Consider the following 18,648-nt stretch of genomic DNA (forward strand, 5'->3'; position numbering starts at 1 on the left):
GAGGCCGATGCTGCGCCGCACCACGGCGTATAGTTGAAACCTCAAGCAATGAAGCATTTGTTGAATCTCCTGGCGGCCATCGCGCTGCTGGTCTGGGGCACGCACCTGGTGAGGGCCGGCATCCTGAGGGTGTTCGGGGCGAACCTGCGAAATGTGCTGTCCCACAGCGTCTCCAACCGCTGGACCGCCGCCATCTCCGGGCTGGGCGTCACCGCCCTGGTGCAATCGAGCACCGCCACCGCGCTCATCGTCTCGTCCTTCGTCGGGCAGGGCCTCGTCACGCTCCCGATCGCGCTTGCCGTGATGCTCGGCGCGGACGTCGGCACCAGCCTCATGGCGGTGGTGTTCTCGTTCGACCTCTCCTGGCTCTCCCCGCTCTTCATCTTCTCCGGCGTCGTCATGTTCCTCTCGCGCCAGTCGAGCCCGGTCGGGCGCTTCGGCCGGGTGCTGATCGGCCTCGGGCTCATGCTGCTGGCGCTGCGCCTCATCGCCGCGTCGACGGCCATCATGACGCAGTCGCCGGTGGTCAAGGCGCTGCTGGAGTCCATCACGACCGAGTTGCTGCTCGAAATCACCGTGGGCGCCTTCATCTCGCTCATCGCCTATTCGAGCCTCGCCATGGTGCTGCTGACCGCGACGATGGCGGCGTCCGGCCTCGTGCCGCTGGAGTCGGCGCTCGGCCTCGTGCTCGGCGCGAACCTGGGCAGCGGGCTGCTGGCGGTGCTCACCACCGCCAAGTCCGCGATCGAAGTGCGGCAGGTTCCGCTCGGCAATTTCGTCTTCAAGGCGATCGGCGTGATGGTCGTCGCGCCCTTCGCGGGCTTGTGGCTGCGCTACGCGCGGCCGTACATCACGGACGCGGCGACGGTGGTGGTCCTCTTCCACCTCACGTTCAACATCGTGGTCGGGGTGCTGTTCATCGGCCTCACGCAGGTGGTCGCGGGCTGGGTGGGCAAGTGGCTGCCCAAGCCCGAGAAGAACATGGTCGCGGGCCGGCCGCACCACCTGGACCCATCGGCGCTCGCGACCCCCTCGCTCGCGATCTCCTGCGCCGCGCGCGAAGCCCTGCACCAGGCCGACGTCGTCGAGACCATGATGGTCGGCATGCTCACCGTCATCAAGAACAACGACTTGAAGCTCGCGGAAGACCTGCGCAAGCTGGACGACTCGGTCGACGAGTTGTATTCCGCCATCAAGTACTACCTCACCAAGATCTCGCGCGAGGCGCTGGGCGAGGAAGAGAGCCGCCGCTGGACGGACATCATCAGCTTCACGATCAACATGGAACAGATCGGCGACATCGTCGAGCGCATCCTCATCGACGTGGAAGACAAGAAGATCAAGAAGGACCGCAACTTCTCCGACGCCGGCATGGCCGAGATCTGCGAGCTGCACGCGCGCCTCATCGACAACCTGCGCCTGGGCATGAGCGTCTTTCTCAACGGCTCGGTGCGCGATGCGCAGAAGCTCCTCGAAGAAAAGGCGCGGTTTCGCGACCTCGAACGCGCCTATGCCTCGACGCACCTCACGCGGCTGTCGGGCAACACGATGCAGAGCATCGAAACCAGTGGCCTGCACATCGACCTGATCAGCGACCTGAAGCGCATCAATTCGCACATCTGCTCGATCGCCTATCCGATCCTCGACTCCGCCGGCGCGCTGGCGCCCAACCGGCTGCGGCAGGCCGCGATCGAGGAAGCCTCCGGCTAGTCGCCGGACCGGGCGCCGCCCTGTTCGAGGCAGAAGTCCACGAGCTTCTCGATCTCGGTGGATTTGTCGAACACCGCATCCGCACCCATCTGCTCGCAGCGCCACCGGACGTCGTTGGTCGCGTGGTTGCTGAGGATGACGAGCTTCTGCGTGGGCTTGCGTTCCCGCAGCGCCTCCAGGATGTTCAGCCCGTTGCCTTCCTTGAGGAACAGGTCGACGATCGCGAGGTCCCAGTAGGAATCGTTCTGCGCGAGCCACACGGCGCCTTCGCTCTCGGTGTCCGCCGTCCCGACGGCATCGACCTGCGCGAGTTCCTGCAGCGTCTCGATGAGATTGTCCCGGATCGTCGGGCTGTCCTCGACGATGAATGCACGGCATGCCATTGTTGTTCTCCCTTGTGCTGCCGGGCCAGCACCCGCGCAGCTTGCTGTCTGATGAGGACAATCTACGCGGTCAGGCCGCCGCAAGGTGCAAGGCCCGGGGCCTTGCACCTGTAGGAGTGATCGTTCAGCAGGGCGCACGGCCCGCGCGCCTGTGGGAGAGTGACTACAGCGCCATGCACTGCGCGATGATCAGGGCCGCTTCCAGCGTGAATTCGTCACGATGCAATCGCGACGCGAGCTCGTCAGGCGCGAGCAGGCCGAACTGCGCGACTTCGCCGTCCTGGTTCACCGGCACCACGCCCTCGGGCACGACGCAGCGATACCAGTCGATCTGTTCGACGACGTAGCCGCCGCGGCCGGAGTCCGTGGGGCAGCGCAGCGTCACGCGGCCGCCACGCGACAACTCGCGAAGCTGCGCGACGCGCAGCCCCGCCTCTTCCCAGGTCTCGCGCTCGAGCGCGGCCTCGACGGAGTCCGAAGCCGGCACCATGCCACCCATCAGCGTGTCCCACAGCCCCGGGTCGTTGGGCTTGGTGAGCGAGCGCTGCTGCACCCAATGCCGGCCGTCGGGCGACAGGCCCACGAGGTGCACGGCGCGGGTGGCGATGCCCAGGGGCCGCACCGCTGCGCGCTCCACCGTCGCGATGATCGCGCCGGAGTCGTCCCGCACGGCCAGCTGCTCGTCGCGCCAGGCATGCGCCGCCCCCGCATCGCGCAGCGCGAGCGCGACCGCGTGGAGGCTCGCCGTGATGTCGCCAAGCACTTCCCACCCCGCCTCGCCACCCCGCTGCGCGGGCGCGATCCACTCGGGCCGGAGCACGAGGCCGCGCGCCCACTCCGGCTCGACGGAGCCGATGCGCGTGCCGCCCGCCCACAAGGCGACCCTCGGCACGCGCGGCGGCTCGTCCGCCTGCCGCCGCAAGGCCGCCAGCCAGGCCGCATCCAGCAACTCGCCGCTCACAGCGTGAGGATCGTGCTGCCGGTGGTCTTGCGCGCTTCCAGGTCGCGGTGCGCCTGCTCGACGTGCTCGAGCGGATAGCGCTGCTCGATGTGGATCTTCACCTTGCCGCCCGTCACCGCGGCGAACAGGTCGTCCGCCATCTCCTGCGCCGCCTCGCGCGTGGCGATGTGGGTGAACAAGGTCTGCCGCGTGACGTAGATCGAGCCCTTGGCCGCGAGCATCGCCGGTGCGAAAGGCGCGGGGGCGCCGGAAGACGCGCCGAAGCTCGCCATGAGGCCGAAGGGCTGCAGGCAATCGAGCGACTTGTCCCAGGTGTCCTTGCCGACGGAGTCGTAGACGACCTTCACGCCGCGGCCGCCGGTGATCTCCTTCACGCGCGCCTGGAAATCCTCGGTGGAGTAATTGATGACGTGCGCGGCGCCGTTCTCCTTCGCCAGCGCGCACTTCGCGTCCGAGCCCGCGGTGCCGATCAATTGCAGGCCCATCGCGCGGGCCCACTGGCAGGCGATCAGGCCCACGCCGCCCGCGGCCGCGTGGAACAGGATGTGGTCGCCTTCCTTCAGGCCGCCCTGCGGCTGCGTGCGCTTGAGCAGGTACTGCGCGGTGAGGCCCTTGAGCATCATCGCCGCGCCGGTCTCGAAGGAGATCGCATCGGGCAGCTTGCACACTGTCTTGGCGGGCATGACGCGCACCTCGCAATAGCTGCCGGGCGGCTGGCTGGCATACGCCGCGCGGTCGCCCACCTTCAGGTGCGTGACGCCCTGGCCCACCGCTTCCACCATGCCCGCGCCCTCCATGCCGAGCGTGTGCGGCAGCTTGAGCGGGTACATGCCGGTGCGGTGATAGACGTCGATGTAGTTCAGGCCCACGGCCTTGTGGCGGATGCGGATCTCGCCGGGGCCGGGCTCGCCCACGCTCACGTCGGCGATCTTCAGTTGTTCGGGCCCGCCGGGCTGCTGGATCTGGACGGCTCTGCTCATGGGAATACCTCAGGCAATGAAAGAAAAAAACTCGGGCGAAGGATCGTGCCACGAAATCGCCAGCCTTGCGCAAGGCAGGACACGTTCCGGCCCGATACAGTGGCGGGTCCGCCCATGACCCAGAAACTCGACCTGCGCTCCGCGCTGCTGCTCACCGTCCCGCCCTTGCTGTGGGCGGGCAACGCCATCGTCGGGCGCATGGTCCAGGGCCTCGTGCCGCCGGTCACGCTCAACTTCCTGCGCTGGGGGCTCGCCTTCCTCATCCTGCTGCCGATGGCCGGCTGGGTGCTGCGGCGGGGCAGTCCCCTGTGGGGCTCGTGGAAGCGATTCGCCCTGCTGGGCCTGCTCGGCGTCGGCTGCTACAACGCGCTGCAGTACCTCGCGCTCAAGACGACGACGCCGCTCAACGTGACGCTCGTGGCCGGGAGCATCCCGGTGTGGATGCTGGTGATCGGCGCGCTGTTCTTCGACCAGCGCGTCACCGCGCGGCAATGGCTGGGCGCGGTCCTTTCCATCGCCGGCGTGGTGCTGGTGCTGAGCCGCGGCGACATGGACGTGCTGCGGCACCTTCGACTCGTGCCGGGCGACGTCTACGTGCTCGTGGCGACGGCGGCCTGGGGCTTCTACAGCTGGCTGCTCGTGCGCCCCGGCGACCCGCCCGAGATACGCGGCGACTGGGCCGCCTTCCTCATGGCGCAGGTGCTGTACGGGCTGGGCTGGTCGGCCCTGTTCGCGGGCGCCGAACTCGGTTCGGGCAACGCGCATTTCGAGTGGGGCTGGCCCCTCGCCGCGGCGCTCGCGTACATCGCGATCTTCCCCGCCGTGGTCGCGTACCGTTGCTGGGGCCTGGGCGTGCAGCGCGTGGGGCCGAGCGTCGCCGGCTTCTTCTCGAACCTCGCGCCGCTGTTCACGGCGCTGTTGTCCACGGCATTCCTGGGCGAGCCGCCGCGCCTCTACCACGCGATCGCGTTCGTGCTGATCGTCGGCGGGATCGTCGTGTCGTCTCGCCGCTGAACATCAATAGGTGCCCGGGTAGGCGCCGCCGTCCGTCAGGATGTTCTGCCCCGTGATGTAGCCCGCTTGCTGGCTGCACAGGAACGCGCAGGCCGCGCCGAATTCCTCCGGCGTGCCGAAGCGCTTCGCCGGGATGGTCCCCTTGCGCGCTTCCATCACCTCCTCGATCGGCTTGCCCGACTTCTGCGCGGCGCCGGCCATCGTGCCCTTCAGGCGGTCGGTGTCGAAGGCGCCGGGCAGCAGGTTGTTGATCGTCACGTTCGCCGACGCGAGCTTGGACGTGCGCGCGAGGCCCGCGACGAAACCCGTGAGCCCGCTGCGCGCGCCGTTGGACAGCCCGAGGATGTCGATCGGCGCCTTCACCGCGCTGGAGGTGATGTTGACGATGCGACCGAAACCGCGCGCGGCCATGTTGTCCACGCAGGCCTTGATGAGCTCGATCGGGGTGAGCATGTTGGCGTCCACCGCCTTGATCCAGGCGTCGCGGTCCCAGCTGCGGAAATCGCCGGGCGGCGGGCCGCCCGCGTTGGTGATGACGATGTCGAAGTCGCTGCGCTTGGCGAACACCTTGGCGCGGCCCTCGACGGTGGTGATGTCGGCCGCGACGTGCTGCACGGCCGTGTCGGCAGGGCGCGACGGCTCCGCCAGCAGCTTCTCGACGGCGGCGTTCAGCGCGTCCTCGCCGCGCGCCACGAGCACGACATGGACGCCCTCGCGCACCAGCGCCTGCGCGCAGCCGAAGCCGAGACCCTTGCTGGCGCCGCACACCAGCGCCCATTTGCCCGCTATACCCAAATCCATAATAATCGTCCTTCCATCCAGATGAGCTGTACACGTGATGCGCACATCATCGGCCATTTTGCTTGCCAGTTGGTCCGTCGCGGTTTCCGTGCACGCCCAGGGGTTCAAATTCTCGAACCCGCCGGAAGGAGCCAAAGCCGAAGCGCAGGCCCAGGCGGACCGCCGCGCCACCATCGACGAGATGCTTTCCACGCCCTGCCGCGAGCGCATCAGGAACGCGAAGATCATGGTCCTCATCGCCGAGGAGAAGAACGGCGCGGTGAACGCGAGCCAGGGCGGCTACGGCCGCCATGTGGATGCGATCAACAACCGCCTGCGCGCGCTGGGCTTGAAGACCTTCTCCCCCGAACAGATCCGCGCGCAGATCGCGCAGGAAGAAGTCGACGCGTATTTCAAGGGCGACGCGGACCGCGCGCTGAGCGCCTCCAAACGCCTCGCCGCGAAGTACGTGCTGCGCGGCGTGATCGCGAGCCAGGCCACGCGCAATGCCATGGTCAACGTGAACCAGGTGCGCGTGGGCATGAACTTCACGCTCTCGGACGCGGCGGGCCGGCCGGTCTCGACGGCGTCGGCCACCAACGAAAGCTACGCGGGCAGCGACACCTCCGGCATGGCGCTCACGCTCATCGAGGAGCGCGCGGACGAAGTGGTCGCGCGCCTGTACAGCGACTACTGCCGCGCCGCGCGCTGAAGGCGCTGCCGTCCGATTCCAGCATGACAAGGAGAAGCACCATGAACCGCAAGAACATCCTGCCTTTCGCGCTCGCCGCCGCGGCATCGCTGGCCGCCATGGCGCCCGCGCTCGCGCAGCCGACCTTCGGCAACCCGTCGCCCAACGCGGGCAGCTCCACCTCGCAGCAGGCGAATGCCGCCGCGGACGCCGCGACCTACCAGGAAGTGTCGTACGTCAACAAGGGCAAGAAGGGACCGGCGCTCGTCGTGATCCCCGGCGAGATCAAGAGCAACAACGCGGGCTTCATGGCGAAGTTCGGCCCGAACAACATCGCCGATTTCGGTGAGCTGGAACTGTCGCAGGCCAACTTCGCGGTGCTCGAGCGTTCCAACCTCGGGCCGCTGCTCAATGAAGTATCCCTCGCCTACAACCTGGGCGACGTGCAGGCCGCGCGCAAGACGATGCAGGTGGGCCGCCTGAAGACCACCCAGTGGGTCGTGAAGTTCGACATCCTGAAGGCCGAGCAGATCGCGGAGAACAAGAAGGGTTTCGACGGCCGCGCCGTGGGCGGGCTCATGTCGATGCTCGGTGGCGGCGTCGGCGGCGCGGCGGCGGGCCACGTGACGAGCAGCGTGAACACGCAGGAGTCCACCGGCGTGTGGCTGATCGGCATGCGCTACAAGATCATGGACGCCAACACCACCGAGCAGGTCGCGCAGGGCTACAAGGAACTGAAGATGGAAGTCGGCGCGAATTCGAGCTCCGTCATGGGCGTGTCGCAGCAGGCCAGGGGCGGCGTCGGCCTGGACACCATGGTGCAGCGCCTGGTGCAGACCACCGTCTGGGAAATCGACTCCAAATACAAGTGACGCGGCGCGCGTGAACAAGCTCGGCAAATACCAGATCCGCCGCACCCTCGGCAAGGGTGCGATGGGCATCGTGTACGAAGGCTTCGATCCCGTGATCGAGCGCACCGTCGCGATCAAGACCATCCTGCCCTCGCAGCTCGGCGGCCAGGACGTCATCGGCGTCATGGCGCGCTTCAGGCGAGAGGCGCAGGCGGCCGGGCGCCTGAACCATCCGGGCATCGTCGCGATCTACGACTACGGCGAGGAACTCGCGCAGGACATCAGCGACGAGGAGGCGACGATGATGGCCGCGCCGGCGTCGTCGGCGCAACGGGTCGCCTACATCGCGATGGAATTCGTGCAGGGCCGCGAGCTGCGCGACTACTTCGAGAAGGGCGAGCGCTTCGCCCTGCCGGAAGTGGTGCGGATCATGCGCGAGATGCTGGACGCGCTGGACCACGCGCATTCCCAGGGTGTCGTGCACCGCGACATGAAGCCCGCCAACCTGATCCTGCTGCAGAACGGCCGGGTGAAGATCGCCGACTTCGGCATCGCGCGCATCGAGGCCTCCGAGCTCACGCAGACCGGCACCGTGCTCGGCACGCCGTCGTACATGTCGCCGGAACAGTTCACCGGCCAGCCGGTGGACGGGCGCAGCGACCTCTTTTCCTGCGGCATCATCCTGTACCAGCTGCTCACCGGCGAGAAGCCCTTCACCGGCGAATCGACGACGACCATCATGTACAAGGTGCTGCGCGAGGAGCCGGTGCCGCCTTCGCAGTTGAATGTCTCCATCGCACCGTCGCTCGACGCGGTGATCCGCAAGGCGCTGGCGAAGGCACCCGCGCAACGGTTCCAGACGGGGCACGAATTCGCGCAGGCGCTGCAGGAGGCGGTGGAGGCGCCGGCTGTGGCGCAGCCGGTGGCCGCAATGCCCGTCGCGCCGCCCTCACCCGCTCCCGTCACCGCCGTCAAGCCGCGCGCCGCCGGCCTGTGGGCGGCGGGCGCCGCCGCTGTCGTCGCGTTGGGTGCGATCGGCTATATCGCCTTCGCACCGGGCCGCCCGGCTGCCCCTGCCGCCGCGCAAGCGCCCGCCACGGCGCCGGTGAACGTCGCGCCCGCCGTGGCCGCGGCGCCTGCGCCCGCGGCCGCGCCGGTGGAGCCCGGCACGATGGTCATCAGCGCGCTGGGCCTCGTCGACCCGCAGGACGCGCGCTTCAAGGGCGACGCCGCCGCGGCGCAGGCCGAGGCGCGCAACGACGCGAAGCGCCAGCTCGTCGAGAAGGCCCTGGCGCTCTACGTGGACAAGTCCTCGCTGGACAGCAACCGGGACGTGCTGCAGGCCAAGCTCCTGGCGAACTCCGGCGCGTTCATCAAGACCGTGATCCAGGAAGGCGCGCCGAGCACCGGCAAGGACGGCCTGGTCGAGATGCAGACGCGCGCCGTGGTGAGCATGCGCGACGTGCAGAAATCGCTCAACCAGCTCTCGCGCGAGGAGCGCATCGACTTCATCCGCAACAAGGGCGACCCGAAGATCTCCATCCGCATCGACGTGGGCAGCGCGGACGGGGCGAACCTCGCGCGCGAGCGTTCGCAGCTCGCGGAGAACGTGGTGAAGGACCGCATCAAGTCCTTCGGCTTTCGCGTGTGGTCCGGCGAGGGCGACAACCCGGCGCCCGCGAACGCGCAGCCCGCGGACTTCGCCATCAAGGGCGAAGTGAAGGTCAAGCAGCTTTCCACGAAGCTGCCTGCGTCCGGCCTGACGATCACCAAGACGATGCTCACCTCGTGGACGCTCAAGGCGATCGACGTCGCGACCGGCGAAGAGGTCTACCTGAGCACACGCCTGCCGACAGGCCAGAGCTGGGCCACCGAAGACCAGGCGCTGGCGGACATCGGCAAGCTGGTGGGCGACGAGTTTTCGCGCAACTTCTTCCTGCAGCATTTCAACTACCGCACGCAGAAGACCAACCTCGTCGTCACCGGTTTGCCCGACCAGGGCAGTGCAGCCCTGCTGCGCGAATTGCGCGGCATGCGCACGGTGCTCGATGCGCAGCTCGTGGCGGAGCCCGGCAAGTACCAGCTGCAATTCTCCGAAGGCAACCTGCCCGACCTCGTACAGGAATCGGTAGTGCGTCCGCTCAATGCCAAGCTCGGCATGGAATGTTTCTCGCTCGCCGGCACCAGCGGGCAGGACGTGACGCTCGCCTACGCGGCCAATTGCGCCAATGCCCAGATGCGCGCGAAGCTGGAATCCGGGCCGCCCGCGGGGTGGAAGTTCACGCCGGCAAAGCGCACCTCAACGTGACGCGCGGCTGAAGACGAAGATCCCCGCGATCACGAGCGCGGAGCCCGCCGCGATCCACGCGGTGAACGGTTCGCCCAGGATCACCACGCCCATCAGGATCGTCGACATCGGGCCCACCATGCCGGCCTGCGCCGACACCGCGGGCCCCACGCGCTCGATGGCCATCATCACGAGCAGCACGGGCACGGCCGTGCAGAGCGTCGCATTCAACAGGGACAGCCAGATCACCTCGGGCGCGACGTGGGTCGCGGTCGCGAGCGGCCGCAGCAGGGGGAACTGGACGATGCAGCAGACACAGGCGACCGAGGTGGCCCAGCCGACCAGCCGCAGCGAACCCACGCGCTTGACCATTTGGCCGCTGTAGACGAGGTAGATCGCATAGGTGACGGTGCTCGTGAAGACAAGCAGCGTGCCGAGCGCGGCATGGGCGCCTGCGAGCGACACCTCGCGGCCGAAGACCATGAACACACCCGCATAACTGATCGCCATGCCGGCCACCTGGACGCGCGTGAACACCTTGCGGTACAGCAGCCAGCCCAGCAGCATCACGATCGTCGGGGTGAGGTACATGATCAGCCGCTCGAGCGAGGCGCTGATGTACTGCAGCCCCATGAAATCGAGGAAGCTGGAGAGGTAATAGCCCGAGAAGCCCAGCGCCACCACGCCCAACGCATCGCGCCCCGAGAGCCGCGGCTGCCCGCGTCCTGCCCACCACGCCATCGCCAGAAAGATGGGCAGCGCGAACAGCATGCGATACATGATCAGCGTCACCGCGTCCACGCCGTAGCGGTAGGCGAGCTTGACGATGATGGCCTTGCCGCTGAAGGCAATGGAGCCGGCCAGTGCGAACACCAGGCCCGACCATGCCGCGCCCCTCGCCGGTGCGGCGGGTACTTCGGGATCACTCATGCACCGAGTGTCCCACGGGCCGCGGCATCAGTTCAGCGTGGGTCCGCGACGACCCTGAAGCCGCAATTGCTCGCGGAACTCGAGGGCGTGTTGTGCCCGCGCGCCGCGACGCGGTAGCGGTTGCAATACGAGTCGTGGCACAGGAAGGAGCCGCCGCGCGTCGATCGCTCGCCGGTCGCGCGCGCCTGCAGCGGGTTCTCCGCCGCCGTGTCGCGGTGGTAGGCGGGGCAGAACCAGTCCTCGCACCACTCCCACACGTTGCCCGCCGTGTTGTGCAGGCCCCAGGCGTTGGGCTCGAAGGAAGTCACCGGTCTCGTCCCGGGGCGCCAGCCGTCCGCGGGACGATGCGGGAATTCGCCTTGCCAGATGTTGCAGCGCGCGGCGCCGCCGGGAGCGAGTTCGTCGCCCCATGGGTAGCGGCACTGCGCGAGGCCCCCGCGCGCCGCGTACTCCCACTGCGCCTCGGTGGGCAATCGCACACCGGCCCAGTCGCAATACGCCTTCGCGTCGTGCCAGGAGACATGCACCACCGGATGATCGGGCCGGTCCCGGACATGCGATCCAGGCCCCTCGGGACGCTGCCAGCAGGCGTCGTCCACGGCCAGCCACCACGGCATGCCGGCAGAGACCTGGCGCTGCGCGTCGCGCTGCGCAGCCGGCACCTGCAGGTAGAAGACGAAGGACTGCCCGAGCTGTTCGGCCTGCGTCGCGTAATGCGTGTCCCGCACGAATTGCGCGAACTCGGCGTTGGTCACGGCGGTAGGCGAGATGCGGAAGGCATCCAGAGCCACGCGCCGCGCGGGGCCCTCACCGTCGGCGGGAAAACCATCGCCGCCGTCGTTGCCCATGAGGAATTCACCTGCCGGGATGTCGCACCATGCGCTCGTTGTGCGCATGGCCCGCGACGGGGGCGCCGCCCCAGCCGGCGCCGTTCCCGCCGCATCGCGCGACGGCGTGCAGCAGGGCTTGCCGTTCACGGCAGGTACGGCGCCTTGAAGTCGTCGCGCTCCCAGAACGCCGTGCCCACGTTCTGCTCGCGCAGCATCTCTTCCACCCGCTCGCGCGGGATCACGCCGCAGCGCTTCGCCCAGGCGTCGTACTGGGCCTTCATCTCCTGCACGCGCTGCGGCTCTTTCGCCGCGAGGTCGTTGAGTTCGGTGCGGTCCTGCTCCATGTCGTACAGCTCCCACGGGTCGGGAAACTTGCGCACGAGTTTCCACTTGCCGAGGCGCACCGCCGCGTTGCCTTCGTGCTCCCAGAACATCGGCGGTCTCGTGGTGCTCTCCTGCCGCATCGCGCCCAGCAGGCTGTGGCCTTCGAGCGGCTCGACCTGTCGGCCGGGCCACTCCTTCGGATAGGCCGTGCCTGTCGCCTCGAGCACGGTCGCCATGATGTCGGGCAGGTAGCCCGGCGTGTGGCGCACCGCATTGCGTTCCGCGATGCCCCGGGGCCAGTGCACGATGAGCGGCGTGGAAATCCCGCCCTCGTGGATCCAGTGCTTGTACAGGCGGAACGGCGAATTCGACAGGTTGGCCCACGCACGGCCGTAGCTTTGGTACGTGTCCTCCGGCCCGGGCATCAGAGACGGGTCGTTGCCGAAGCGCACCGGCTCGCCGGTGCGCGTGTGTTCCTTGGCGATCATGAGCTTGTTCACCAGCTCGTCGACGGTCAGGTCTTCGGGAATGTCTTCCGCGCACGCGCCGTTGTCCGAGAGGAAGATCACGAGCGTGTCGTCGAGGCGCCCCGTTTCCTCGAGCGTCCTGAGGATGCGGCCGATGCCCTGGTCCATGCGGTCGATCTGCGCGGCGTATACCTCCATGCAGCGCAGCAGCCACTCCTTGTGCCGCGCATCCACCCACGCGGGTTGCGTCGGGTCGCGGTCGCTCAGGGGCCAGTGCTTGTCCAGGATGCCGCTTTGCACCAGGCGCTGCAGGCGTTCCTCGCGCAACCTGTCCCAGCCTTTGTCGAAGCGGCCCTTGTATTTGGCGATGTCCTCGTCGTGCGCATGCAGCGGCCAGTGCGGCGCGGTGTAGGCGACATACTGGAAGAAGGGCTTGTCCTTGTGCTCGCGGTCGTGGTCGCGGATGAACTTGACCGCGTTGTCGCTGATCGCGTCGGTGTAGAAGAAGCCCGGCTCGCGCGCCTCGTGCTCGATGTTCTCGTTGCCGCGCGTGAGCGTGTTGGGGTCGTAGAAGCTGCCCGCGCCGATGATGGTGCCGTAGAAGCCGTCGAAGCCGCGCTGCAGCGGCCAGCTCTCAGTCGGCTGCGTGAGGTTGCCCGCCACGTGCCACTTGCCGCTCAGGTAGCTGCGGTAGCCGCTCGCCTTGAGCGCTTCGGCGATGGTGACGCAGCGCTGGTTGAGGTTGCCGGCATAGCCCTCGGGTCCCATGTTGTACGTGAGCACGCCGATGCCGGTCTGGTGCGGATGCAGGCCGGTGAGCAGCGAGGCACGCGACGGGCTGCAGCGCGCCGTGTTGTAGAACTGCGAGAAGCGCACACCGCCCGCCGCGAGGCGGTCGAGGTGGGGCGTCTGGACTTCGCCGCCGTAGCAGCCGATGTCGGAGAAGCCCATGTCGTCGTTGAGGATGAGGAGGATGTTGGGTCGGTTGGCCATGGTCGGACTTCCAGGAAATGGGGGTTGACGCTCAGATGCGCAGGCCGCTGGCCCGGTCGAACAGGTGCGCGCCGCGCGGATCGAACGCCAGGTGCACGCGCTCGCCTTCGTTCAGCCCCGGCGTCTCGCCCGCGCGCAGCTTGACGCGCTGGCCCTCGACTTCGAGGTTCACGATGCTGCTGTCGCCGAAGTCCTCGATGAACTCCACGCGCGCCGGGATGCCCTGGGGGGCGATGCGCAGGTCGCCGGGGCGCACGCCCAGCATCACCTCGCGGGAATTCTCGGCGCCGTGGCCCGCCTGCACGTCCATGAGCGCGCCCGCGACCTGCACGCCGGCGGGCGAGAGCACCGCGGGCAGCAGGTTCATCGGCGGCGTGCCGATGAAGCCGGCCACGGCCACCGTGGCCGGCTTGCGGAAAATCTCGTGCGGCGTTCCCACCTGCACGATGCGCCCTTCCATGAAGACCGCCATGCGGTCGGCGACGGTCATCGCCTCTTCCTGGTCGTGCGTGACGTACACGGCGGTGACGCCGAGCGAACGCTGCAGCTTGCGCAATTCGGCGCGCGTCTCCAGCCGCAGCTTCGCGTCCAGGTTGGACAGCGGCTCGTCGAGCAGGAAGAGCTTGGGCTGGCGCACGATCGCGCGCGCGAGCGCGCAGCGCTGCTGCTGGCCGCCGGAGAGCTGCCCCGGCCGACGGTCGAGCAGGTGTCCGATGTCCACCTTGGCCGCCGCCTCGCGCACCGCCGTGTCGATCTGCGCCGGGGCCATGCCCACCATCTTGAGCGGAAAGCCGATGTTGCCCGCCACCGTCATGTGCGGATACAGGGCGTAGCTCTGGAACACCATCGCCACGTCGCGCTCGCCGGGCTGCGCATGCGTGACGTCGACGCCGTCCATCACGACGCGGCCCGCGTCGACCGCCTCCAGCCCCGCGAGGATGCGCAGCGTCGTGGTCTTGCCCGAGCCCGAAGGCCCCAGCAGCGCGAAGAATTCGCCCGGACGAACCTCCAGGTCGATGCCGTGCAAGGCCGTGAAGCTGCCATGCTTCTTCACGATGCCTTCCAGGCGAACGTTGGCCGATGGGCTCATCGCCTGCCTCCCCCTTTGACAGCGCCCACCGTCAGGCCCTTGACGATGTGGCGCTGCGCGAAGAGACCGATCAGGATCACCGGCGCCATGGCCAGCATGGCCCCGGCCGCCAGGCGCGCCCACTGGGTCTGCTCCACGGAAATGAAATTGAACATCGCGACCGTGACCGGCCGCACGCGGTTGCCGCCGAGCACGACGGCGAAGAGGAACTCGTTCCAGGCGTTGAGGAACACGAACACCGTGGTGACGGCGATGCCCCCGCGCACCTGCGGCAGGATGACGTACCAGAGCGTGCGCATGCGCCCGGCGCGGTCGAGCAGCGCCGCCTCCTCCATCTCGAACGGGACGTCCTCGAAGTACGACACCATCAGCCACACCGCGAAGGGCAGCGAGAAGGTGAGGTAGATCGCGGTGAGGCCGCTGTACGAATCGAGCAGGCCCGTCTTCTGCAGCACGAGGTAGTAGGGAATGATCAGGCCCACCGGCGGCAGCATCTGCGTGGCCAGCACGTAGAAGCCGGAGGCGCGCTTGCCCGGATAGCGCAGGCGCGCGATCGCATACGCCGCGGGCACGGCGAAGAGCATCGTGAGCAGGGTCGACGCGCTGGACACCACGATGCTCGACCACAGGTTGGGCAGGATCGACGAGGTGCCGAAGATCACCTCGCGGTAGTTGTCCAGCGTGGGTGTGAAGAGCCACACCGGCGGGTACGCCAGCACGTCGCGCTCGGTCTTGAAGGACGTAAGCAGTCCCCACACCACCGGGAAGGCCCAGACCGCGAGCAGCACGCCCGCCCCCATCCACAGCAGGAGGCGGCGCAGCGGCGCGCCACGCGAGGCGGGACTCATCGCGCCCTCCGCAGGCGGAACATGAAGTACGACACGGCGAGCGTGATGCCCAGCAGCACCATCGCGAGCGAAGCGCCATAGCCGATGTTCAGCTCGGTGAAGGAGGTGCGGTAGGCGTAGAGATTGAGAATCTCCGTTGACGAACCCGGCCCGCCGCCCGTGGCCGCGAAGATCGCGGCGAAGGCCGAGAGCGCCGTCATCATCCGCATGATCACCACCATCATGATCGCGGGCCGCACCAGCGGCAGCGTGATGTGCCGAAAGCGCTGCCACGCGCTCGCGCGATCCAGCCGCGCCGCTTCATAGACGTCGGGTGGCAAGGTGGCGAGCGTTGCCAGCAGCACGAGGAAGGCGAACGGCGTCCACTGCCAGGTATGGATCGCGATCACCGACACGAGCGCGAGTTGCGGATCGCCCAGCCAGTTGTGGCTGCCCAGGCCGAGCGAACGCGTGACGAGGTCGACCAGGCCGAACTCCGGCGACAGCACCAGCGTTCTCCAGAAAAGGCCCACCACCACCGGCGCGAGCACGATCGGAAGAATGGCCGCGACGCGCAGAACGCCCTGTCCTTTCGGGATCTGCAGCACGAGCAGCGCGAGCGACAGGCCGATCAGCACCTGCAGCACCACGGTGGAGCCCGTGTACACGAGCGTGAGCCACAGCGAATTCCAGAAGCGCGGATCGCTCCCCATCTTCGCGAAGTTGCCCAGCCCCGCGAAGCCCGACAGCCACGGCATGCCGAGGTCGATGCGGTTCAGGCTGTTCCACGCAAGGTAGAAGAGGGGCGCCGTCGTCGTGACGAGCAGCACCAGCAGCGCGGGCGCGAGCAGGGCGAGCGCGAAGCGCCGCTCCTGCCGCGCGAGGCTGTCGCCCGGACGCGGGATGTAGGCCGCGGGGACGGACACGCTAGCTCTTGAGGATCTGCTGGATGCGCGCCTGCGCCTCGTCGAGCGCTTCCTTGGGCTTTTTCTGCCCGACCAGCGCCGACTGGATCGCGGTGGCCATGGTTTCGCCGATCGCGGGCCACTGCGGCACGCGCGGGCGCCATTCGACGTCGGTGTCCTGCTCCAGCGATTCGAGCGCGGCCGCGATGAAGTTGTTGCCCGCGCCGCCCACGGCCTGCGAGAACTCCGCGGACTTCCAGGCGGAGAGGCGGTTCACGCCCGAGCGCTTGGCCGCGCCCGCGAACTTCCACGAGGTGCGCGCCTGCGTCTCGGCCGACGCGGCCCAGCTGATGAAGAGCCAGGTGGCCTTCTTCTGCTTGTCGGTGAGGGCCGAGTTGATCGGGAAGCCCCAGTTCCAGATGGACGTGACCCGCTTGCCGTTCGGGCCCCTGGGCCAGCGCGCGAAGCCGATCTTGCCGATCACCTTGGACTTCGCGGGATCGTTCAGCACCGCGGCGGACGAATGCGCGTCCAGGTAGGTCGCGACCGTGCCCTGCGAGAACGCATCGGCGATGTCCGGCCAGTTCCAGTTGCGCACCGCGGGCGGCGCGTAGGCGGTGAGCGCGTCCACGTACCACTGCAGGGCCTTCACGGCCTCGGGCGAATTCACGACGACGTCCTTGCCCTGGAACCAGTTGCCGCCGAAGCCACGGAAGAGCGACGGGTAGATGTACATGTTCTGCCCGGCGCCGGCAAAGCCGCGCATCGCCAGGCCGTACACGCGGTTGGCCGGATCGTTCAGCGCCTTCGCGTTGGACAGCAGCTGGTCGTAGGTCGTCGCGGGGTGCAGGCCCTTCGCGTCGTAGAGGTCCTTGCGGTAGACCTGCACCGTCACTTCGCCGTCGTACGGGATGCCGTAGGGCTTGCCGTCGATCGAGTCGGCGTCGCGCCAGGCCTTGAGGATGTCGTCGTAGCGGAACCACGCGGGGTCGGTGAGCGTCCCGTCGTTGAGGTACTTGTCGAGCGGCTCGACCCACTTGTTCGCCACGTACAGCGGGTAGTACATCGGGTCGGCGGCGTGCGTCGCGTAGGTGGTCGTGCGCGACGACAGGTCGAGCAGCGCCTTCTGGCGGATCTGGCCGGGCGGCACCTTCTCGGCGCGCACCTTGATGCCGGTGAGCGCCTCGAACTGCGGCAGCAGCGACAGGAGGTTGTCGAAATAGCTCGCGGGGATCACGGCGACGGAAATCGATTCGCCCTCGACCTGCTTCCAGTTGATCTTCGCGCTGCGATACGGCGCGAGGTCGTCGCCCTGCGCGAGCAGGTGCGGCGCGGCGGTGGCGAGCAGGCCCACGGACGCGGCCTGCTTCAGGGCGCGGCGGCGCGTGGGTTGCGAGGGATGGGGATCGAGCGGTTCGCGTTGCGTCATGGCGTCTCCTGTGGCAGGCTGGATGTATTCGATTACATGCGGATTGTGAGCGGGGATGGCCCCCTGCTCCAGCCCCGCAATGTAGGGGAATTCCCTTGACGGCCGCCAATACAATGAAATCGTTTACATATCCGAATAAGCTCATGCGCCATGGACCAGCGAAACGCGACTAACCGGCCCGGCGCCAAGCACGTGGCCCTGCTGGCCGGCGTGTCCACGGCAACGGTTTCGCGCGCGCTGAACTCCCCCGGCGCCGTGGACCCCGCCACGCTGCAGCGCGTACGCGACGCGGTGGCCCAGCTGCGCTACGTACCGCACGGTGCGGCGCGCTCGCTGCGAAGCCAGCGCAGCCGCATGGTCGGCGCCATCGTGCCCTCGTTCGACTACGCGCTGTATGCCAAGACGACGAGCGCGCTGCAGCAGCACTTGTCTGCGCAAGGCTATTCGGTCGTGCTCGCCGAACATCACTACGACCTGGAACAGGAGCTGCACGTCGCGCGCCAGCTGGTGGAGCACGGCGTGGACGCCTTCATGCTGGTGGGCATCGACCACGACCCCCGCCTGTTCGACCTGCTCGACGAGCACCGGCGACCCTTCGTGCTGACCTGGGGCGTGGACACCACGGGCCGGCACCCCTACATCGGCTTCGACAACCGCGCGGCAGCGCAGGAAGTGGCGCGGCACGTCATCTCGCTCGGGCACGAGCGCATCGGCATCGTGAGCGCCCCGGTCGAGGGCAATGACCGGGGGCGGGAGCGGCTCGCGGGGTTCCGCGCCGCGATCGCACAGGCGGGCCTGAAGGAGCCGCAGGTGGAGCATGCGCGCATCGCCCTGCACGACGCCGCCGCCGCGATGAAGAAATTGCTCGCGCGCAAACCCCGGCCGACGGCGGTGCTCGCCACGAACGACGTGCTGGCGGTGGGGGCGATGATGGCTTGCCGGGCAGCCGGGATCTCGATCCCGGACGACGTGGCGATCACCGGCATCGACAACACCGACCTCGGCGCGACGCAAACGCCCGGGCTGACGTCGGTCAGGACCCCGATCGTGGAGATCGGCGAGGCGGCCGCGGAGCAATTGGTCGCCCTGATCGAAGGGCGCGGCGAAGCGCGAAGCCGCGTGATGGAGTTCGAGCTGGTGGTGAGGGATAGCGCACGCCGGAGGCTCCGGCGCAAGGACGGCTAGCGGACCCCGGC

Annotated in this window: 17 protein-coding genes; 6 read left to right on the forward strand and 11 right to left on the reverse strand. The window is 68.2% G+C overall.

The window, feature by feature from the left end; translation table 11 throughout:
• Nucleotides 1–48: 48 nt before the first annotated feature.
• Nucleotides 49–1,710: a Na/Pi cotransporter family protein gene (locus tag I5803_RS09340; protein ID WP_196986095.1), complete on the forward strand. Its 1,662-nt coding sequence runs from the start codon at nucleotides 49–51 to the stop codon at nucleotides 1,708–1,710.
• Here I5803_RS09340 and I5803_RS09345 read toward each other — a convergent pair.
• The 3 genes from I5803_RS09345 to I5803_RS09355 form a co-directional block, all read right to left on the reverse strand.
• Nucleotides 1,707–2,093, reverse strand: coding sequence for a response regulator (locus tag I5803_RS09345; protein WP_196986096.1), 387 nt, complete (start codon nucleotides 2,091–2,093; stop codon nucleotides 1,707–1,709). The genes I5803_RS09340 and I5803_RS09345 overlap by 4 nt on opposite strands.
• Nucleotides 2,094–2,256: 163 nt before the next feature.
• The gene (locus tag I5803_RS09350; RefSeq protein WP_196986097.1) at nucleotides 2,257–3,054 is read right to left on the reverse strand and encodes an NUDIX hydrolase; all 798 of its coding nucleotides are present in this window, start codon (nucleotides 3,052–3,054) and stop codon (nucleotides 2,257–2,259) included.
• On the reverse strand, nucleotides 3,051–4,034 hold the full coding sequence (locus I5803_RS09355; RefSeq protein WP_196986098.1) for a quinone oxidoreductase family protein: 984 nt from the start codon (nucleotides 4,032–4,034) through the stop codon (nucleotides 3,051–3,053). Before I5803_RS09355 ends, I5803_RS09350 begins: the two co-directional genes overlap by 4 nt.
• A 114-nt stretch (nucleotides 4,035–4,148) precedes the next feature.
• Here I5803_RS09355 and I5803_RS09360 point away from each other — a divergent pair, with 114 nt between their 5' ends.
• Nucleotides 4,149–5,048, forward strand: a complete 900-nt coding sequence (locus I5803_RS09360; protein ID WP_196986099.1) for a DMT family transporter — start codon at nucleotides 4,149–4,151, stop codon at nucleotides 5,046–5,048.
• Between the two features lie 3 nt (nucleotides 5,049–5,051).
• Here I5803_RS09360 and I5803_RS09365 read toward each other — a convergent pair whose 3' ends face one another.
• Nucleotides 5,052–5,849, reverse strand: a complete 798-nt coding sequence (locus I5803_RS09365) for an SDR family oxidoreductase (RefSeq protein ID WP_196986100.1) — start codon at nucleotides 5,847–5,849, stop codon at nucleotides 5,052–5,054.
• Between the two features lie 58 nt (nucleotides 5,850–5,907).
• Here I5803_RS09365 and I5803_RS09370 point away from each other — a divergent pair, with 58 nt between their 5' ends.
• Genes I5803_RS09370 through I5803_RS09380 form a run of 3 tightly spaced genes read left to right on the forward strand, consistent with a single transcriptional unit; the run spans nucleotide 5,908 to nucleotide 9,678 of the window.
• Nucleotides 5,908–6,540 carry a hypothetical protein gene (locus I5803_RS09370; RefSeq protein WP_196986101.1) on the forward strand — a complete coding sequence of 211 codons (633 nt, stop codon included), beginning with the start codon at nucleotides 5,908–5,910 and terminating at the stop codon, nucleotides 6,538–6,540.
• Between the two features lie 41 nt (nucleotides 6,541–6,581).
• Nucleotides 6,582–7,391, forward strand: coding sequence for a hypothetical protein (locus tag I5803_RS09375; RefSeq protein ID WP_196986102.1), 810 nt, complete (start codon nucleotides 6,582–6,584; stop codon nucleotides 7,389–7,391).
• A gap of 10 nt (nucleotides 7,392–7,401) precedes the next feature.
• Nucleotides 7,402–9,678: a serine/threonine-protein kinase gene (locus I5803_RS09380; protein WP_196986103.1), complete on the forward strand. Its 2,277-nt coding sequence runs from the start codon at nucleotides 7,402–7,404 to the stop codon at nucleotides 9,676–9,678.
• Here the strand turns inward: I5803_RS09380 and I5803_RS09385 are convergent.
• From I5803_RS09385 to I5803_RS09415, 7 genes are all read right to left on the reverse strand, one after another.
• Complete coding sequence (locus tag I5803_RS09385; protein WP_196986104.1) at nucleotides 9,670–10,587, reverse strand: DMT family transporter; 918 nt, start codon at nucleotides 10,585–10,587, stop codon at nucleotides 9,670–9,672. The genes I5803_RS09380 and I5803_RS09385 overlap by 9 nt on opposite strands.
• A 32-nt stretch (nucleotides 10,588–10,619) precedes the next feature.
• Nucleotides 10,620–11,483, reverse strand: coding sequence for a formylglycine-generating enzyme family protein (locus I5803_RS09390; protein WP_196986105.1), 864 nt, complete (start codon nucleotides 11,481–11,483; stop codon nucleotides 10,620–10,622).
• A gap of 77 nt (nucleotides 11,484–11,560) precedes the next feature.
• Complete coding sequence (locus I5803_RS09395; RefSeq protein WP_196986106.1) at nucleotides 11,561–13,201, reverse strand: arylsulfatase; 1,641 nt, start codon at nucleotides 13,199–13,201, stop codon at nucleotides 11,561–11,563.
• Between the two features lie 31 nt (nucleotides 13,202–13,232).
• Nucleotides 13,233–14,291, reverse strand: a complete 1,059-nt coding sequence (locus tag I5803_RS09400) for an ABC transporter ATP-binding protein (protein ID WP_196986107.1) — start codon at nucleotides 14,289–14,291, stop codon at nucleotides 13,233–13,235.
• Nucleotides 14,288–15,139: a carbohydrate ABC transporter permease gene (locus I5803_RS09405; RefSeq protein ID WP_196986108.1), complete on the reverse strand. Its 852-nt coding sequence runs from the start codon at nucleotides 15,137–15,139 to the stop codon at nucleotides 14,288–14,290. Before I5803_RS09405 ends, I5803_RS09400 begins: the two co-directional genes overlap by 4 nt.
• Nucleotides 15,136–16,044, reverse strand: a complete 909-nt coding sequence (locus I5803_RS09410) for a carbohydrate ABC transporter permease (protein WP_196986109.1) — start codon at nucleotides 16,042–16,044, stop codon at nucleotides 15,136–15,138. Before I5803_RS09410 ends, I5803_RS09405 begins: the two co-directional genes overlap by 4 nt.
• A 1-nt stretch (nucleotide 16,045) precedes the next feature.
• Entirely contained in the window at nucleotides 16,046–17,452 is a 1,407-nt protein-coding gene (locus I5803_RS09415) for an ABC transporter substrate-binding protein (RefSeq protein WP_196986110.1), read from the reverse strand.
• A gap of 150 nt (nucleotides 17,453–17,602) precedes the next feature.
• On the opposite strand from I5803_RS09415, the gene I5803_RS09420 reads away from it, so the two are divergent.
• On the forward strand, nucleotides 17,603–18,637 hold the full coding sequence (locus I5803_RS09420; protein WP_196986111.1) for a LacI family DNA-binding transcriptional regulator: 1,035 nt from the start codon (nucleotides 17,603–17,605) through the stop codon (nucleotides 18,635–18,637).
• Nucleotides 18,638–18,648 lie beyond the last annotated feature (11 nt).

The organism is Caenimonas aquaedulcis (assembly GCF_015831345.1).
Classification (GTDB): Bacteria; Pseudomonadota; Gammaproteobacteria; order Burkholderiales; family Burkholderiaceae_C; genus Ramlibacter; species Ramlibacter aquaedulcis.

Excerpts from the sequence above, each read along its gene's own strand:
- I5803_RS09340 (WP_196986095.1), top strand. The coding sequence starts at position 49 with ATGAAGCATTTGTTGAATCTCCTGGCGGCCATCGCGCTGCTGGTCTGG.
- I5803_RS09345 (WP_196986096.1), bottom strand. The coding sequence starts at position 2,093 with ATGGCATGCCGTGCATTCATCGTCGAGGACAGCCCGACGATCCGGGAC.
- I5803_RS09355 (WP_196986098.1), bottom strand. The coding sequence starts at position 4,034 with ATGAGCAGAGCCGTCCAGATCCAGCAGCCCGGCGGGCCCGAACAACTG.
- I5803_RS09360 (WP_196986099.1), top strand. The coding sequence starts at position 4,149 with ATGACCCAGAAACTCGACCTGCGCTCCGCGCTGCTGCTCACCGTCCCG.
- I5803_RS09365 (WP_196986100.1), bottom strand. The coding sequence starts at position 5,849 with ATGGATTTGGGTATAGCGGGCAAATGGGCGCTGGTGTGCGGCGCCAGC.
- I5803_RS09375 (WP_196986102.1), top strand. The coding sequence starts at position 6,582 with ATGAACCGCAAGAACATCCTGCCTTTCGCGCTCGCCGCCGCGGCATCG.
- I5803_RS09385 (WP_196986104.1), bottom strand. The coding sequence starts at position 10,587 with ATGAGTGATCCCGAAGTACCCGCCGCACCGGCGAGGGGCGCGGCATGG.
- I5803_RS09390 (WP_196986105.1), bottom strand. The coding sequence starts at position 11,483 with ATGCGCACAACGAGCGCATGGTGCGACATCCCGGCAGGTGAATTCCTC.
- I5803_RS09395 (WP_196986106.1), bottom strand. The coding sequence starts at position 13,201 with ATGGCCAACCGACCCAACATCCTCCTCATCCTCAACGACGACATGGGC.
- I5803_RS09400 (WP_196986107.1), bottom strand. The coding sequence starts at position 14,291 with ATGAGCCCATCGGCCAACGTTCGCCTGGAAGGCATCGTGAAGAAGCAT.
- I5803_RS09405 (WP_196986108.1), bottom strand. The coding sequence starts at position 15,139 with ATGAGTCCCGCCTCGCGTGGCGCGCCGCTGCGCCGCCTCCTGCTGTGG.
- I5803_RS09415 (WP_196986110.1), bottom strand. The coding sequence starts at position 17,452 with ATGACGCAACGCGAACCGCTCGATCCCCATCCCTCGCAACCCACGCGC.
- I5803_RS09420 (WP_196986111.1), top strand. The coding sequence starts at position 17,603 with ATGGACCAGCGAAACGCGACTAACCGGCCCGGCGCCAAGCACGTGGCC.